Source organism: Lysinibacillus sp. CTST325 (genome assembly GCF_054665055.1).
Window position 1 is genome coordinate 132,530 of record NZ_BAAFHO010000001.1, and the last position, 17,493, is coordinate 150,022.

The window sequence follows — 17,493 nt, forward strand, 5'->3', positions numbered from 1 at the left end:
CCGATTCTGTGACATCCGCCGGAGGCTTTAACTTCTTTCAGCGGGTGTTTGGACACCTGCTGAAAAGTAGCTTAAATCTATGTTCATCTCACCACCTATAGAGGTGGGAGACTTGTGTACCTGTCGCTACGCTTTCGGTACAGAAGACATTTCGCTGAAAGAAGTTAAACGTTCATGGATTTTGTATGCTGCGTCTTTTCCTTGCTGTACAGCGGTTACAACCATCGCCTCGCCCTGGCCATTTCCGAAGACGACATCTCCACATGCAAATACTTTGTCATTCGAAGTTCGCATTGTCGTTTCATCAATATCAACAACACCATTTGTGTGCTGTAAGCCAAAAGCTTCAATCAATGACACAAAACGTGTTTGCCCGATTGCCTTAATAACAGCATCCACTTCAATAATAAAATTGGACCCCTTAATCTCCTCTGGTCTTTGACGACCATCAGCACCCGCTTCACCGAGCCTCATTTTCACACATTCAATGCCTTTGACCTCACCTGACTCATTGCCAATAATTTTTTTCGGTGCTGTTAACCACTTAAACTCCACATTATCCTGCTTGGCAAATTCATATTCAAATTTGTACGCCGTCATTTCCTTTTGTGTTCTTCTATAAAGAATTTGAACATTGTCAGCACCTAAGCGCACTGCACATGTAGCACCGTCAATCGCGGTATTTCCCGCACCAATGACAGCCACCCGCTTTCCAACAATACCTTTTGTAAGCGGTCCCATTTTTGTCTTTCTGACAAACTCTATCGCATCATGTACACCGTCTAAATCTTCTCCATCAATGCCCAGATTCGGCACAGCTCCCATACCAACTGCTAAAATAACACTGTCATATTGCTCCAAAATTTCTTCAGCAGAAATATCTACACCGACAGTTGTGTTTGTTTTGATTTCCACTCCAAGCTTTTCGATTTGTTCAATTTCCCAATCAACGACTTCATTTGGTAAACGGAACGATACTATACCAAAGCTCCCTAAGCCACCTGCTTTCGCTTCAGCTTCATAAATAGTGACCTGATAACCAAATCGACTTAATTCACGCGCAGCCGATAAACCAGCAGGACCTGCACCAATAATCGCTACCTTCTGTCCATTGCTTTGCCCTTGCTTAAATAGCTGAGCACTCGTTGACATTGCCCAATCTGTTGCATAGCGCTGTAGCTCTCCGATTTTAATTGGCTTTGTTGAGGAATTTAACACACACGCCCCTTCACATAGTTCCTCCGTTGGACAAACCCTTGCACAGCTTGCACCAATTGGATTTGCTTCTAATATAGTCGTAGCAGAGCCCTTCATATTACCAGAAGCAATTTTTTTTATGAAATTCGGGATTTGAATACTCGTTGGACAGGCTTTAATACACGGTGCATCGTAGCAATAAAGGCAACGATTGGATTCCTCTATTGCTTCATTCTTTGTCATTCTGCTTGTCAATTCCATAAAATTACGTGTTAACTGTTGGGACATTGTATTTTCTTGATTCGAAGCCATTTCCACATCCCCCTCATGTGTTCATTTTTTTCCTTCTTATCATGGCTCGTCACCATAACGTGTGGTTGATTTCCGTTCCGGCTGGGCGCTTTCCTGGGGGCGTCTGATGAGCCGCTTTTATTGCTGCCGCTACCTTAGCACTACGCTTTCGCACAGAAAACATCCGCTGCGCTGCAGGGTCTCGGGCCAACACGATGTTGGTCACGAAGGCGTTATCACAGGACGTGATGGTTTTAGCCTTCGTTCCTCTATTGCTGATCCCCAAGGAGTCGCCAGCCTCCACTCCAATCAACCTATATAAATGGCATACGTTTGAACATATGTCATCCACAACTTTTGGTGATGAGCCTTATTAATTACACCATTGAAAAAAGAGCCACATTCAACATCCATCCCACCACCTATAGAGGTAGTTAGTCCACTGTAGCTAAATGAAGATATTACGAGACCGATTGCTCTGTTCTCCATCCAAAGCAATCGGTCATAATACAAACTAAATGTTTAGTGCTTCTGCAGTCGTTGTTTTTAATGCACGTTTTATATATTGCCCGCTACCTAGTACACCAACAAATTCTTTATTTTTAATGACATATTCTCCACGTACGAGTACGCTTATTGGTTCACCTGTTACTTCCCATCCCTCATATGGATTATAATCCACGTTCATATGATGTGTTTTCGCCGAAATTTCTCGTTTTACCACTGGATCAAAAATAACAATATCGGCATCAGAACCGATTGCAATCGTTCCTTTTTGTGGGAATAAACCAAATATTTTTGCTGCGCTTGTGGAAATCATATCGACAAACTCATTGATAGAAATTTTTCCTTTTGCTACACCTTCTGAATATAAAATACTGAAGCGATCTTCAATAAAAGGCCCACCGTTAGGAATTTTAGAAAAATCATTTATTCCTAACTGCTTTTTACCCTTAAAACTAAATGAGCATTGGTCAGAGCCAATTGTTTGTAGTTGTTTTGCTTTTAGAGCATTCCATAAATGATCCTGATGGTATTTCGGTCGAAGTGGTGGGGACCAAACATATTTTGCACCCTCAAAACCTGGTTGTGCTAAAGCAGATTGATCCAAAGTTAAATATGGTGGACATGTTTCACCATAAACGTCATAACCTTTTTCACGCGCAGCAATAATCTCATCTACTGCCTCTTTACAAGTTACATGTACAACATAAAGAGTAGCGCCAGCAATATGGGCTAACTCAATCGCACGTTTTGTCGCTTCGCCTTCTAATTCAGCTGGACGAGTGAGCGCATGATAAATCGGCTCCTTATGACCTGCACGTCGCGCCTCTTCTACAAGCTCATCAATAACAGAACCATTTTCACAGTGCACCATAACAACAGCACCTAGGTCTTTCGCTATTTTAAAAGCTTTAAAAAGGGTGCGGTCTGAGGCTTGAAATTCTTTCGCATAAGCCATAAATACTTTGACAGAAGTAATGCCCTCTTGCTCTAAGATTTGCGGCAATTCGGCTTCTGTTTCAGGGGTTAAATCACCAATCATTAAATGGAATCCATAGTCGATAGCCGATTTCCCTTTTGCCTTGTCATGCCACTTTTCAACTGCAGTTGAAAGTTTATCCTCGCCAGCCGTTAAGCAGAAATCCAAAATAGTAGTTGTTCCACCGAAAGCTGCTGCAATGGTACCAGATTTCCAATCATCATCAGTCACAGTATTGTTAAATGGCATATCTAAATGTGTATGCGGATCAATTCCTCCTGGCATCACATATTTACCTGTTGCATCAATAACTTCTGCCCCAATGTCGGATAGATTTTTGCCAATTTGAACAATTTTTCCGTTTTCAATTAAAATATCTGCCTCATAAACATCTGCAGCTGTCGCTACTCGTCCACCTTTAATAATTTTTTTCATTCTGCCCTCACCCTTCGTAAAATAATGGAGAATGCTCAATCATAATAAATGTTAGGAAAACCTACTTTAATGAAACGTGTATGTCTCCCCCATACTGAACTTTGTTTGCAGCGTCAACACTGTTTCAAGTAATACATCTGCTCCTTTCGCACAATCCTCAAATGTTGTTTCCTCTTCCTCACAATGACTTTTACCATTAATACTTGGTACGAAAATCATCGCTGATGGAACAATGCTTGCAATATATTGCGCATCATGCCCTGCCCCGCTAAACATTCGATGAGCAGTATAGCCGAAGCTCTGACAAGCCCTTTCCACTTCATTACAAATATAAGGTTCAAAATAGACTGTATCTCTACCCCATAGCTTAACTGGCTTAATGCTACAGCCCATATCCTCTGTAGGAAGATTATTCAGTATGTCCTCTACCTTTTGCATAATCTCTGGTTTTTGATGACGTGAATCTATCGTAAATGTCACATTGTTCGGTATTACGGTATGAATATTTGGTGAAACATTCATTCGGCCAAAGGTAAACACTAACTGTTCATCAATTTTTCCGAGCTCTTCATGTAAATACGTAATGATTTTTGAAGTTACGATTATCGGATCTTGACGCATTGTCATCGGTGTCGTTCCAGCATGATTGGACTGCCCTGAAACCGTAATTTCATAGCACACCATACCTAATACACCTTCAACAACGCCAATTTCCAACTGCTTCGCCTCTAGAACAGGCCCTTGTTCGATATGCAATTCGATATAAGCAAGGGCTTCCTTTAAACGATTTTCTTGATCTCCCTCATAGCCACTTGCTTGCAGTGCTTCTTTGAAACTAGTACCATTTTTATCGATAGATTGTAGCATTTTTTCTTTATCAAATTTCGCTGAAATAACCCCAGAGCTCATCATTGCTGGATCAAAACGAGCACCTTCTTCATTCGTAAAATTCACAATCATTATCGGGATATCTAGCTCAATCTCGTTTTCTTTTAACGTTCTAATAGCCTCAATAGCCGTTAAAACGCCTAATACACCATCAAATTTCCCACCCTTTTCAACAGAATCTAAATGCGACCCCATAACAATTGGTGGAACATCCTTTTTCCCAGGTAAAATGGCATAAATATTACCCATATCATCGATTTTGATGTCCATCCCTAATTCATCACAACACTCACAAAAATAGTTTCTTGCTAATACATCCTCATTCGAAAGAGACAAACGAGTTACGCCACCATTTTCAGTAGCTCCAAATTGACTAAATTGTTCAATTAACTCTTGCAATCGTCTACTATTACACTTATACATATGCAAGTCCTCTCTTTCACAGTAGTTATACACATTCTATAAAAGATAAAAATTATGAGATATAGATAGCAAACTAAAAAAATATGTGCATCTGCACATAATATATGGTAAGTTATGTTCATAATAAGGGGGGAGAAAATGGGGACAATTCGCAAAATTGTAGAGGGAGTTCAATTCCCAATGCTAACATTAGTAGCTGGACATAACGGAACGTATCGAAGAGTTACAGGGATTAACGTAGTAGAAAGCATCGATTTAATTATGTTTTGTAGACCTAATGAATTAGTCGTGACTACAGGTATTAATTTATCTTCTGATGGAGATTCCTTAGAGCAACTTGTTAAACTAGCTTTCACTAAAAAGGTAGCAGGTTTCATTATTAATACAGGACCATATATTCCAAATATACCAGAATCAGTCATCTCTTTTGCCAATGAACATGATTTCCCTATTTTTCACATGCCATGGAATTATCGAATAGCCGATCTATTAAAAACAACATTTCAATTTATCGCCAATCACCATCAAGAGCTTTCTATCGAAGAAAAGGTTCTTTATAACTTACTTTTTCACTACAAACAAAACTCCAACTATATTAAAGATCAATTAGCACTACTAGGTTTTCCACAAGGTAGAGAACTAGCCATTATTTCATGTACAACAAATGGTGCACAAACTAATATTGACCGCTACGAGGTCATGATCCAATTTGCCTTTCAAAATAGATATAAACGCTTCTTAAAACTAAAGCATAAAAATCACCTCGTCTTTTTAATCGACAAAGCACAAATCAATACACCCAATACTCCCTTCTCAAAAGTTGTTGAAGAAATTTACGACAAAATTACGCAAAAAAATGGTTACTTGGATATTATCATTGGTAAAGGAAATTATCATAAAGAGCTTGAAAATGTTCGCAAAAGCTATGATGAATCACTAACAGTAATCCAATTAGCAAAGCTTCATAACAATCGCTTCCTATATAAATATAAAGAAATTGGTGCGTACAAAATTATCATGGCCGTGCAAAATCAAACATTAATCAAATCATATAGCCAAGACATCTTAGGTCAGCTTTATCGCTATGATGAATTGCACAACTCTGATTATGTACAATTTCTACGCATTTATCTCGATGAAAATGGAAGTACCCGTAGGATTAGTGAGCGTCTGTTTATTCATCGCAACACCGTACTTTATAAAATTAAAAAAATAGAAACGCTATTAGATATGGACTTAAGTAACCCATTTACAAAAACAAATCTCTATATTGCATTTTTGATTGAGGATGTGTTGACGCATCAATAAATTTTATCACCATAAGATTTCCCTTCTTAAATCCAAATTTAGTTTGTTTGTGTTCATTTCCATTTAAGTATCGTTGGACTGCTTGAATACGTTGTTCAGGACTTACTTTTGCCATAAAAAAACCCCCGTAAAAGTGGAGGGTACTGAAAAAGTCTATATCTTCTCACATTACGGGGTATTCAACGATTAAATCGTTGAATACCCCGCTTTTTTCATTTGGCACTGTGACTCTACTGTTGTTTTCCGAAGCATTCCGCTCGCTTTCCGCGGGCGAGCGCCGAGCCTCCTCCTACGCTTCGCTTCGTGCGGGATCAGATCACTTTCCCGCAGGAGTCGAGCGATGCTTCTCCAAACAACGCAATGTATCACACTATTTTTTTAGTCACGCTTTCCTTTATAATAAAAGAATTAATGTGCAGGTGGTGCCCCGGATGATTTCCAATCAAGAAACCTTAATTTAAGTCCATATACGGCGATCTACGATATAGTTGTACCAAAAGATAATATACTTCGCCAAATCAATGAACTCGTTGATTTTTCATTCATTTATATTGTTTAGACAATGGACGTAATGCCATTCCTCTTAAGTACTTATTATTAAAAGTCGGATACACATGCCGAACAAGAGGCATTTCAAAATACGGAATCCTTTAAGCAATTAGCCGCAAATCGCTACAAAGTAGAAGCAAAGAATAGTGAATTAAAAAACGGACACGGGTACGATACGGCATCGACTGCGGGTCTATTTGGCATGGAAATTCAAGGTGCTACAACGATATTCGCTGTCAATTTAAAACGGATATTAACCTTCTAAACGAAAATGAATAAGGAATGGAGACAGAAATAAGGCACTTCCTGTTCAAAATTGAACAAGAAGTGCCTTATTTTTATCTGAAAAAGGTTCGCTTTTATGAAAACGTAAGTTTTTCAGTGCCCTCGTAAAAGTTAGATGGGTGTTTAACTTTTACGGGGCAGTTCACAACGGTCACCAATTTTTTGAGGAATACACTCGAGGTTATTTTTTATTTTTGTTTCTGTTTTTATTTTTGCTATGTGAATCCTTTTTTTCTTCTTTTAGCACATTAGTTGTTTTTAATGCAGTAAAATCTGCTTCATCACCAAACTCCATACCATAGTTTGGATTTCTGTCGATGCGAGTATGATGGTCATGATCAATATTTAAATCAGGAACAAGATCTTCGTCCTCATCAAATCGCATAATAAGCACAGGTAAGGATATTAGTCCTGCTAATCCAACGAATGCATAAATCCATCGTGACAATACTGCTGTTTGTCCACCAAACAAATAGGCAACTAAATCAAATCTAAAAAATCCTATAAGTCCCCAGTTGATTGCTCCCACGATGACTAACACTAAAGCGATTCTATAAACTACGCTCACGTTTACACCTCCTTCACTTGTATATACGAAGCCACCAATACACTTGAAGTTCATTCTTCACATGTATAAAAAGCGTCGATATTGCAAAAAACTGTCATAACAAGTGGTAAAATTACAAATACTTATTGTGTAATTAAATCGCTCATTTTGACGGTCTTATTTTTAGCAGTAACCGCTTATTTATACAAAAGGCATGCCTAGGCTAAGTTATATTACTATCAAAGGGAACGTTAAAAAATCGAAGGAAATAAACCGCTTTTTAAAAAGCTGCTTATTAGATACTGCATCTAAAAATCCCAGCTCACCTTCTGCATCCTCCTTATTGGTTTACAGACATCATATTATAAGGAAATATACATTCACTTCGTCCACATTCTTACTCTTATGGTCTTTGAAAAAATCGAAGAAATCCTAACCAAATTATCTTCTTTCGGTTACCAATTATCGTAACTTTTTATATTATCCTCTATTTGCAATTCGTAAAAATCCTAAACATATAATAGTTGTGATATATTTACATAAAGTTATACTTTAATCAATTGGGTTTCTTCATCCCCTCACCGATTATCAGTCTTTATCAATCATACCTTTACGAGCAGCTAATCTCCCACCTAGCTTCTTTGCACACTGAAATTAAAGATGAAAGTCTTGTACCTTACACTTCGCTTTCGGTACAGATAAATTACTGCTCGTTACTACGGGAAAAACTCTATTTTTAGAGTACCTTATTTTACTTTTAATTAGCATCCTTACTAGTAACTAAAGGTTAGGGATTAGGATAGGAGAAAGAATAAATGTTGAAAAATAAAATTATAAAAGCTAACCTAGTATTTTATTTTTTTATCGTACTTATATTTACTTTTACACAATTCAGCTTGCCATGTCATGCCGCGGAACTATCGGACCCTATTATATTGGGAAAGCATTATGATATTTTTCGTGACCCGTCAAAAAAAATTACGATAGAAGATTTATTAAGTGGTACATATGATAATTCCTTTGTCGTCAGTAAAGAGAATTATTTATTCTTTTGGCATACAAAAGATACAATTTGGCTACGATTAGATACCGATAAAATATTAAAGAATAAACAGGAGTCTTACTGGTTAGAGGTAACAGACAAGCTAGATAGCATCGAAATGTATCTAGTGAAAGAAGATGGCTCCTATAGTGTTCAAAATAGAGGAATATCAAATATTGACGACCAAAACATTCATTATCGCTCTAATTTATTTCAAATCCAAGATCCATCTGTTCAAGAAATTTATATAAAATTAGACGGCGAATTACCATTAAATTCAATTTCTTATCTTTTTACAACGGAAAGCTTTATCAATAAGATTATTGACTATAAATATTTAACAGGAATTTTTTATGGGTTCTTATCAGCATTATTAATTTACAATTTATTTTTATTTTTTTCGTTAAAAGAAAAGGCTTATTTTTACTATGTTTTGTATATGTGTAGTTTTATCCTCTATCAAGCCACATTGAATTCTTTAGATATTGAGCTGGTAGGACAGCTTTTACCTAAATGGTACTTTATACAATCACCCGCAATAAGTGGAAATATTTTGCTTTTATTTATGATTCTATTTTGCAAAGAGTTTCTAGAACTAAAAAAATATGTACCTCAATTCCACAAAATAGGAAATATACTATTATGGATTACAATTCTTTCTTTAATTGCTTCATTCATAGTCCCTGATGTTACGATTACCAATAATTTTACAATTATTTTTGCCTTAGTTGTCTTTATTTTCCTTTGGTTATCTGGAATATTTGTGTTATTAAAAGGTCAGAAAATGGCTAGATTTTATATGGTAGGTTGGACTGTTCTGCTTAGTACCATCATTGTACAAGCATTGGCCTTTTTAAGTTTAATTCCATTCCATCCCGTAATATTTGAAGAGATACCTGCAATTGGTGCTATTTTTGAATCTATATTTTTGTCATTAGCATTAGTCGATAAAATCAATATTATTAAAAAAGAACATCAAGAAATGCAACAAACGCTCAATGAAACGCTCGAACATAAAGTAAAAGAACGAACACAAGAACTAGAAAGAGCAAAAATTGAACTTGAAAAATTAGCAAATACAGATCGCTTAACTAAAATTCCAAATCGTGTAAAGTTAGATGATGTGTTAGAAGAAGCATTTCAACATGCTCAGCATCATGAGACTCCGTTTTCTATTATTCTATTAGATATTGATTATTTTAAAGTAGTAAACGATGAGTTTGGCCATCAAGTAGGCGACTTAGTTTTAATGAGCGTAGCAGAGATATTGCAAAATACTATCCGAGAGCAGGATACAGTTGGAAGATGGGGTGGCGAAGAGTTTTTAGTTATTTGCCCTCAAACTACACTAGATGATGCTGTAATGCTTTCTGAAATGCTTCGTCAACAATTAGAAAATCATCAATTCCCTGTTGTGCAACGACAAACTAGTAGCTTCGGTGTAACTAGCTATGTAGATGGTGATACACGAAATACATTATTATCAAGATGTGATAAAGCTTTATATCAAGCAAAAGAACGAGGCAGAAATTGTGTTGAATTTTTTGATGCCAATGTTACTACACGGCTTTAAGAAGAAAGGCCCGTAAAACCATGTAACTTGATATTCAGTGATTGAGACTCTTCATAGATTCTACATTTAATTGCAAATAAAATTGTCCATATTTTCTCCTTAATCTTTCCCAGATTTACTTACAGGGTATGGCATAAACCATTGCAATAATGTCATCTTTTTCAGAAAAAAATAGAACAGCAATCTGTGGATCGCTGTTCTATTAATCTTTTATGTTTCCTGTAACTTGGCCATTGTTCTTTGCATTGCAATTTCTTTTCGCTTTTCCCGAGTTATAATAGTGCAACAATTTATAACTATTTTTCAGAAATCTCTCATCTCATCTTTTTTGCTTCCATGAAATTTATGAAAAGTTACACCGATGAAGTCGCCATTTACATTCAAAAAGGTAAAGATCCAATTGAAAAATATTTATTGGCTTGGGAATGCTTTTGCCAACATTCCTTTCAAAAACCACAAATTTTTCATGCTGTTTTTATTATGGACTTAGGGGAAACGCCAGAAAAATTACTACACATTATTATCAAATCTATCCGAATGATTTAATTAACATTCCAGAAGATTTAGCATCTATCCTGTTTGAACATAATATGACAAAACGGGGTCGTTCCATGTTAGAGATCGCTTTAAAAGAAGGGTACCTAAATGAGGAAAATGTTGATTCAATCAATGAATTAACCATTTTAATTTGGCAAGGGATGTTTACAAATATTTTAAATAACAGAAAAAGCTATGACTCGGAAGAAGCAACCAAAATTGTGATGAACTATATATCTGAAATAGTACTTAACGCTAACTTATTTAGTTTCCAAAAATTAAGTAACTAAAAATTTCAAATATTATATATAATAAATGTGAATAGTCTATAAATGATTTCAATACCAATTTTCTCTAAAAAAATCGTTTTCACCATTCTACAAACAGAAAGGGGAGTATTTTATGAAAAAACTAATAATCATTAGGATTTTAGCATTTTTTGCCGTATCACTAATCCTTTTTGCAGATGGTGTCCAAACAGATGATTTTCTTTTTCTTCTATTATCACTATTCTTTATTGGTATTCCCTGGTACGAATTTTTAAACATTAAATTTAGGAGTATAAGAAATTGTAAGTAAAAAATTAATTTTTTTAGTCATGGTATTGTTTTTAGCATTACACCCTTTATCTAAATTGAGATAGGTTTTTGCTAAAGAAAGTGAATCTAATGATTGTATTAGTCGATCAAAGACTCACTATCTAAGTAATATCTATAGGCAAGCTAATAAAATTTCACATTAGAAAAGCGTGAGACATCAACTTTAGACATTGATTTCTCACGCTTTTTAAGGTTTTAACCAGTAAAGGGGTTCCAACTATTTCTGCCAATTATTAAGTTCCTTTAACAACTCAGGTAGCTGCAATTTCTTAACATCAATTGGTGGTAATGCCTTAATAAATTCCTTACCATACGACTTTGTTGAAATGCGGCGGTCTAAAACGATAAAGGCTCCTTTATCCTGTGATGAACGGATTAAACGACCAAAGCCTTGTTTAAAACGCATGATGGCTTCTGGTAGTGATAGCTCGTTGAAGGAATTGCGACCTTGTGCGGTAATATGCTTTGCGCGCGCCTTAAATACAGGCTCTTCTGGTGAGGAGAACGGCAGGCGTACAACGATAACCGACGCAAGTGCGTCACCCGGAACGTCTACACCTTCCCAGAAGCTGTTTGTACCAAAAAGAACGGCATGGCTAAATTTTTGGAATGATTTCAGGATTCGCATACGGCTACCACCTGTTACACCTTGTGCAAAGAGCATATAGTCATCAAGTAGTTCACTATCTTGAATAAGCTCCACTGTTTTTCGAAGCATATCCTGTGCAGTAAATAAGACAAAACAACGTCCTTCTGTCATCCGAACTGTACGTGTAATCGCATGGGCGACCGCTTCAATATATTCATCCTGTGACACATGTTGAATATCGGGCATATCTGTGACAATAAATGCCTTCGCTCCTGCATAATAGGATGGGGGCGCTTGTAGCTTTCTTACTTGCACACTATCAGAAATACCGAGCTGACGCGTCACAAAACGCTCATTGCCTGGTACAGTCAAAGTACCAGAAGTCCATACTATACTTGCCTGCTTACGAAGCGGTGCCAGTACTTTTTCAATGATTGGCGTGACATTAACAGGCTTTTTAAAGACTTGCAAGCTGCCTGGAACGCTCCGTAAATCAAATTCTAACCACACTGAATTATCATCCTGTGACGATAGGAAAATTTCCTCCCATTCAGCGATTTTTACTTTTAATTCACGGATCCAATAATGCCATTCCGATAATATATAGAGCTCATTTTTATCTAATTGCTCAATATTATTTTCAAAAGCCTGTCCTACTTCTGTTGCAAGATCAAGCCACTGCTGCGTGAGCTTACTTACTTGTAGAAGCGGTTCTTTTGCTAGCGATACATCCTCTAAAAACAAAGTGCATTTACTACTAGCTTGTTTCCCTTTTATTTGTTGCTGCATTTTTTGAACAGCTCGCTGAATAGTGTCATCGAATGTCCGTTGTAGGCGTATAAATTGTGCATCTAGTCGCTGTAAGCTTTGCATAGAAACACGTTGTTTTTTCTTAGCGGCCTGACTAAATTGCTGGAACAAAGCCGTTTCCTCCATCGTTCCTACTTGACCGAAAATATACTTCCACTGCGTATAGGAGAAGACAACTTCGTCCTGCTGCATGGCAGATTGTATAAATTGATGTGCTTCGTCAATGATCCATCCGTCAATTTTTGTAAAGATCGGTGTTTGACGGACTAAATCACTGAGTACCATAGAATGATTGGTTACAATGCAATCTGCAAATTCACTATTTTTTAACGCTTGCTCATAGAAATCAAAGCCCTTCGAAGGCTTTTCATCAGGCATTTTGCGTATTTTCTCTAAAAATAGTTGGCCACCACCCGATACATTGAGCTCACTTAACACACCTGTTTCTGTTTTAGTCAGCCAAACGAGAATCTGCAAAATCGTAAAGGTATCATCATAAGTTTCATCAGCATAAGCCATACATTGCTCAAAGCGTGCAACGTCAATATAGTGCTGCATGCCCTTAAGAACAGCAATATTTACTTTAGTGCCAAGGATTTTTTCAATCTTCGGTAGCTCTTCTTCAACAAGCTGCTCCTGCAAGTGTGACGTATATGTGCTAATCGCAATTTTTTTATCGACTGCTCGAGCATATAAAATCGCAGGAAGTAGATAGCCCGCTGTTTTACCAATGCCTGTTGAAGCCTCTATAACGCATTCCCTTTTGTCATTGAGTGCTTGCCAAATAGTGTCCATCATCTCAAATTGCGCCGGTCGTTGCTCAAAATTCGCCATAGCCTTTGTCATTAATGCCGTTTTGTCAGCTGCTGTTTGTGGATATGATACAATTTCCGCATTATTTGTATGCTTTTTTCGTCCATCACAAATAGCCAAATTGCGATAGTAGGAGACATTCTCATTAGCAGTTACATGCTGTCGTTTAATTTGAAGTGCCTCAAAAAACAGCTGGGATAAATTTGATTTCAATCTGAATGAACGTTTATGCATTTGTTCAAGAGTTAGCTGAGGGAGACTAAGCAGCTCCTTCCAGCAATGTATAAAGAGCTCAGCAGTTGCTCGGGCATCGTCATCTGCTCGGTGTGCATTTGTTAGCTCTATATTTAAATCTGCCGCTAAATCACCTAGCTTAAAGCTCAGTGACATTGGAAATAGTATTTTTGCAAGCTCAACCGTGTCCATCTTTTTACCTTGCCATTTCGGTAAACCTGCACGCTTGAATTCTGCTTGTAAAAAGGATAAGTCAAAATCCGCATTATGCGCGACAAATACACAATCAGCAAGCAGTTCATATATGTAGTCGGCATGTGCCTCAAACGGCAAGGCATCCTTTACATCCTCATCCGTAATATGCGTTAAATCCTGAATGAACGTTGGGATAGCTTTACCTGGATAAATAAACTTCGTAAAGGTGCGCTCAATTTTCCAATCTTCCATAATAACAATTGCTATTTGAATCATTCGGTCGCCATTTGCCGGTGAATGACCAGTCGTCTCTAAATCAACAATTGCATACTTTTGACTTTCCATCATACATCTCAACTCACAGTTCACATTAGATAGATGAATTTTATCACAAATTTGGCTCAACGGCATCCCTTCGCCTCTTTAAATTGAACACAAAAAGAAGCATGTACAGCTGTACACACTTCCTCTTTATTACATCACCGTTGCTTCTGGCTCATACGATATCATTTCTTTAATTGTATTGCCCTCGCCCATAATGGCTACTGTTGGCTTATGATCTTTTGCCTCTGCATTATCTACGTACACATAAGAAATAATTATCACAATATCTCCACGTTGTACTAGGCGTGCTGCTGCACCGTTCACACAAATAACGCCTGATCCACGTTCCCCTGCAATAATATATGTTTCAAAACGTGCGCCATTGTTGTTATTAACGATATGCACTTTTTCGTTTGGTAGCATCCCTACTGCATCTAAAATATCCTCATCAATCGTAATAGATCCAACATAGTTTAAATCTGCTTGTGTCACTGTAGCACGGTGGATTTTACTGTTCATCATCATTCGTAACATATTACAATCCTTCTTTCACATTAAAGATACAATTATCAATTAATCGAGTTTTACCAATATAGACGGCTACAGCTAAAAGCACTTGCTCCGTCTCAGCAGTTGCCGGTATTAAATCTGGATACGCTAATAGTTCAATATAGTCTATGTGGCCGTGTGTACGTGCTGCAATGTGTGCCTTTGCTTTAGCAAGCGCATTCGCAACATCACCATTCACTAAAAAGCTATCACGAGCAAGTTGTAGCGCTTCATTAATTGCTGGTGCCTCAAGACGATCCACTTCACTTAAATAGACATTACGAGAGGATTTCGCTAAACCGTCCTTTTCCCGTACAATGGGTACTACTCGCAATTCCAAAGGGAAATTAAAATCGCGTACCATCGTAGCAATAATAGCCACCTGCTGTGCATCTTTTTGTCCAAAATAAGCTCGTGACGGCTGTGCTAGGTGAAATAATTTTGATACGACTTGTAAAACGCCATCAAAGTGTCCTGGACGGCTCGCCCCACAAAGAATGGTTGCCTGTTCACCCGCATGAATACGAATACCGCCATCATGCGGATACATTTCTTCAACACTCGGTGCGAAAACAATATCTACACCGACAGACTCTGCTAAAGCAGTATCCCGTGGCAAATCACGTGGATAGCTTTCAAAGTCTTCGTCTGGGCCAAATTGTGTTGGGTTTACAAAGATACTCATAACGACTAAATCATTTTCGGCACGAGCTGTTTTTGCTAGCGTTAAATGGCCCTCATGTAAATATCCCATTGTTGGAACGAGTCCAATTGTTTTTTGAACTTGCTTAGCTGCTTGGATTTCTATGGTTAGTGCTTGGATTGTAGTGACGACTTTCATTACTTTACGCCCCCATATAGCTGATCCAATGCTTCCTCTTTCATTGTGAAGGAATGCTTCGGCGCAGGGAAAGTACCTGCCTTGACCGCTTCTACGTAACTAGCAATTCCATGGCTTGCTTCTTTGCCCATATTAGCAAACTGTTCCACAAATTTTGGTACATGATGGGAACCGTAGCTTAACATGTCATGATAAACCAACACTTGTCCATCAGCCTCAACACCAGCTCCAATACCGATCGTTGGAATAATGAGATTAGCGGATACCATCTCTGTTAGCTGATGCGGAATACATTCTAAGACAACTGCACATGCTCCAGCCTCTTGACATTTTTTTGCATCTTCAATGAGTTTCGTTGCTTGTTCAGCTGTTTTACCCTGAACTTTGTAGCCACCAAGCACTCCTGCTGATTGAGGTAGTAAACCTAAATGAGCTACCACCGGAATACCAGCTGACGTTAATTTACGAATTGCTGGTAGAACATCGTCTGCACCCTCTAACTTTAATGCATCTGCCCCTGTTTCCTGCATCATAGATACTGCCGTTTTCAACGTCTCGTGTACATCACAGTGGTACGAACCAAATGGCATATCCACAACAACAAACGTATCCTTTGCCCCTCGGCGCACTGCTTTTGCATGGTGAACCATATCGGCTACTGTTACTGGCATTGTAGAATCATAGCCTAGTACGACCATACCTAGTGAATCTCCCACTAGAATCATGTCGACGCCTGCTTCCTCGGCAAATTTTGCAGCAGGATAATCGTATGCAGTGAGCATAACGATTTTCTCATTTGCTGCCTTCATCTTTAAAAAATCTGAAGTTGTTTTCATCATGTAGTCCTCCTTTTTTAAGGAAAGAAAACAGAAAAACCCCTCTGTTCCTAAAATGGACAGAAGGGTAGTGTTTCGTTCGTCATCAAAAATCACCTCTTGCTTTTAGATTAGAGGCCATAACTTAATAAAGGGATACGGAAACAAATCTCTTTGAGAGAATTGCCCATTCCAATGAATCAAGTTATATTTTTGAACGCTTGTTTTCTTCCGTCCCTGTCATTAAAAGATCAAGGCAGATATTTATTGTAAATAGTTCTTACGTTTTTGAAGGTGCCGTTCACAAAAGGATACTGCCCTTCGCAAATACTATAACAGATTCCCCTAGTAATCTTCAAATATTATTTTCTAATAATTACGATCAATAAATATTACTAAATTCAAACCATTCGTTTCTGAAAGTTTGATTTTCGATAAACTTCATACACTGTAAATAGAAACAGGGCAAATAAAAATGTGAATAAACCAGATGTTACATTTGTAACTGGTACAAAGACGACATCCCAAAATGAATTAATTAAAGCGTGGAAAATAATACAGAGAAAAATACTTTTAGTGGAGAGGTAAATGATTGTCAATAAAAAGGATAGTGCTAAAGCTGTTAGAGAAAACCATAGGAAGTTCATGTTCATTTGGTTTGATCCAATGACAAACCATAATGGCAAATGCCAGACTGCCCAAATAACGCCCACAATCATGGTACTTGTGAAAGGAGACCATCTTTTTTGTAATGTAGGCTGTAAAAAACCACGCCAGCCAATTTCTTCTAGTCCTCCTCCAATAATCATGATCGGCAATTCAAGTAACGCCAAATACATTGGATTCTCCATAGTCGCTCCACCCCAAAGCGTTGGTAAAAAACACGCCGCAAATGCGAATCCGATTGCAAATAGGTACCATGAAACAGGAAGCTTAGGATTTTTCACATTATGGATAAATGATTTGAACTCTTCTTTAGTCGAATATTTCTTTTTCAACCAAATCTCACAAATTGCAGGAGTAATGCCGCCGAGAATAAATAATAGCATTGATATTGCATTGCCAAACTCCAGCAAATTTAGCTGTGTTAACAAAGCTAAACTGCCCCATATTATCCAAGACGTAGCAAAGGTATAAAATAGAAATCTTCTTATCTCTATTCCCAA

Annotated in this window: 15 protein-coding genes and 2 pseudogenes; 7 read left to right on the plus strand and 10 right to left on the minus strand. The window is 37.6% G+C overall.

Translation table 11 applies throughout. From position 1 onward, the window contains the following. Nucleotides 1-126: 126 nt before the first annotated feature. Entirely contained in the window at nt 127-1,509 is a 1,383-nt protein-coding gene (locus ACYQ73_RS00660; protein WP_460010684.1) for an NAD(P)-dependent oxidoreductase, read from the minus strand. A gap of 106 nt (nt 1,510-1,615) precedes the next feature. Between ACYQ73_RS00660 and ACYQ73_RS00665 the strand changes: the two genes are divergently transcribed. After that, nucleotides 1,616-1,810 carry a hypothetical protein gene (locus ACYQ73_RS00665; protein WP_460010685.1) on the plus strand — a complete coding sequence of 65 codons (195 nt, stop codon included), beginning with the start codon at nt 1,616-1,618 and terminating at the stop codon, nt 1,808-1,810. On the opposite strand, the gene ACYQ73_RS00670 is transcribed toward ACYQ73_RS00665, so the two are convergent. From ACYQ73_RS00670 to ACYQ73_RS00680, 3 genes are all read right to left on the minus strand, one after another. Beyond that, a complete protein-coding gene (locus ACYQ73_RS00670) occupies nt 1,798-1,977 on the minus strand; it encodes a hypothetical protein (RefSeq protein WP_460010686.1) in 180 nt (59 codons plus the stop codon). The two genes, ACYQ73_RS00665 and ACYQ73_RS00670, sit on opposite strands and share 13 nt — an antisense overlap. A gap of 25 nt (nt 1,978-2,002) precedes the next feature. Next, nucleotides 2,003-3,406 carry a dihydropyrimidinase gene (gene hydA, locus ACYQ73_RS00675; RefSeq protein ID WP_460010687.1) on the minus strand — a complete coding sequence of 468 codons (1,404 nt, stop codon included), beginning with the start codon at nt 3,404-3,406 and terminating at the stop codon, nt 2,003-2,005. 66 nt (nt 3,407-3,472) lie between these two features. Next, nucleotides 3,473-4,717, minus strand: coding sequence for an allantoate amidohydrolase (locus ACYQ73_RS00680; protein WP_460010688.1), 1,245 nt, complete (start codon nt 4,715-4,717; stop codon nt 3,473-3,475). Nucleotides 4,718-4,855: 138 nt separating this feature from the next. On the opposite strand from ACYQ73_RS00680, the gene ACYQ73_RS00685 reads away from it, so the two are divergent. From ACYQ73_RS00685 to ACYQ73_RS00695, 3 genes and pseudogenes are all read left to right on the plus strand, one after another. After that, a complete protein-coding gene (locus ACYQ73_RS00685) occupies nt 4,856-6,025 on the plus strand; it encodes a PucR family transcriptional regulator (RefSeq protein WP_460010689.1) in 1,170 nt (389 codons plus the stop codon). 431 nt (nt 6,026-6,456) lie between these two features. Next, nucleotides 6,457-6,628, plus strand: a pseudogene (locus tag ACYQ73_RS00690) (IS5/IS1182 family transposase); the annotation flags it as partial. Further along, nucleotides 6,627-6,853: pseudogene (locus tag ACYQ73_RS00695) on the plus strand (transposase); the annotation flags it as partial. The pseudogenes ACYQ73_RS00690 and ACYQ73_RS00695, both read left to right, overlap by 2 nt. A gap of 187 nt (nt 6,854-7,040) precedes the next feature. Here ACYQ73_RS00695 and ACYQ73_RS00700 read toward each other — a convergent pair. Then, nucleotides 7,041-7,427, minus strand: coding sequence for a DUF378 domain-containing protein (locus ACYQ73_RS00700; RefSeq protein WP_460010690.1), 387 nt, complete (start codon nt 7,425-7,427; stop codon nt 7,041-7,043). Between the two features lie 794 nt (nt 7,428-8,221). On the opposite strand from ACYQ73_RS00700, the gene ACYQ73_RS00705 reads away from it, so the two are divergent. The 3 genes from ACYQ73_RS00705 (at nt 8,222) to ACYQ73_RS00715 (ending at nt 10,848) form a co-directional block, all read left to right on the plus strand. Then, nucleotides 8,222-10,021 carry a sensor domain-containing diguanylate cyclase gene (locus ACYQ73_RS00705; RefSeq protein ID WP_460010691.1) on the plus strand — a complete coding sequence of 600 codons (1,800 nt, stop codon included), beginning with the start codon at nt 8,222-8,224 and terminating at the stop codon, nt 10,019-10,021. Nucleotides 10,022-10,366: 345 nt separating this feature from the next. Continuing rightward, a complete protein-coding gene (locus tag ACYQ73_RS00710; RefSeq protein WP_460010692.1) occupies nt 10,367-10,567 on the plus strand; it encodes a hypothetical protein in 201 nt (66 codons plus the stop codon). A gap of 44 nt (nt 10,568-10,611) precedes the next feature. Then, a complete protein-coding gene (locus tag ACYQ73_RS00715; RefSeq protein ID WP_460010693.1) occupies nt 10,612-10,848 on the plus strand; it encodes a hypothetical protein in 237 nt (78 codons plus the stop codon). A 526-nt stretch (nt 10,849-11,374) separates the two neighbouring features. Here ACYQ73_RS00715 and dinG read toward each other — a convergent pair. From dinG to ACYQ73_RS00740, 5 genes are all read right to left on the minus strand, one after another. After that, nucleotides 11,375-14,146: an ATP-dependent DNA helicase DinG gene (gene dinG / locus ACYQ73_RS00720; RefSeq protein ID WP_460011495.1), complete on the minus strand. Its 2,772-nt coding sequence runs from the start codon at nt 14,144-14,146 to the stop codon at nt 11,375-11,377. Between the two features lie 126 nt (nt 14,147-14,272). Continuing rightward, on the minus strand, nt 14,273-14,656 hold the full coding sequence (panD, locus tag ACYQ73_RS00725; RefSeq protein ID WP_460010694.1) for an aspartate 1-decarboxylase: 384 nt from the start codon (nt 14,654-14,656) through the stop codon (nt 14,273-14,275). A gap of 1 nt (nt 14,657) precedes the next feature. Beyond that, nucleotides 14,658-15,512, minus strand: a complete 855-nt coding sequence (gene panC, locus ACYQ73_RS00730) for a pantoate--beta-alanine ligase (protein WP_460010695.1) — start codon at nt 15,510-15,512, stop codon at nt 14,658-14,660. Next, nucleotides 15,512-16,348: a 3-methyl-2-oxobutanoate hydroxymethyltransferase gene (gene panB / locus ACYQ73_RS00735; protein ID WP_460010696.1), complete on the minus strand. Its 837-nt coding sequence runs from the start codon at nt 16,346-16,348 to the stop codon at nt 15,512-15,514. Before panB ends, panC begins: the two co-directional genes overlap by 1 nt. Nucleotides 16,349-16,728: 380 nt before the next feature. Next, on the minus strand, nt 16,729-17,493 hold the full coding sequence (locus ACYQ73_RS00740) for a CPBP family intramembrane glutamic endopeptidase (protein ID WP_460010697.1): 765 nt from the start codon (nt 17,491-17,493) through the stop codon (nt 16,729-16,731).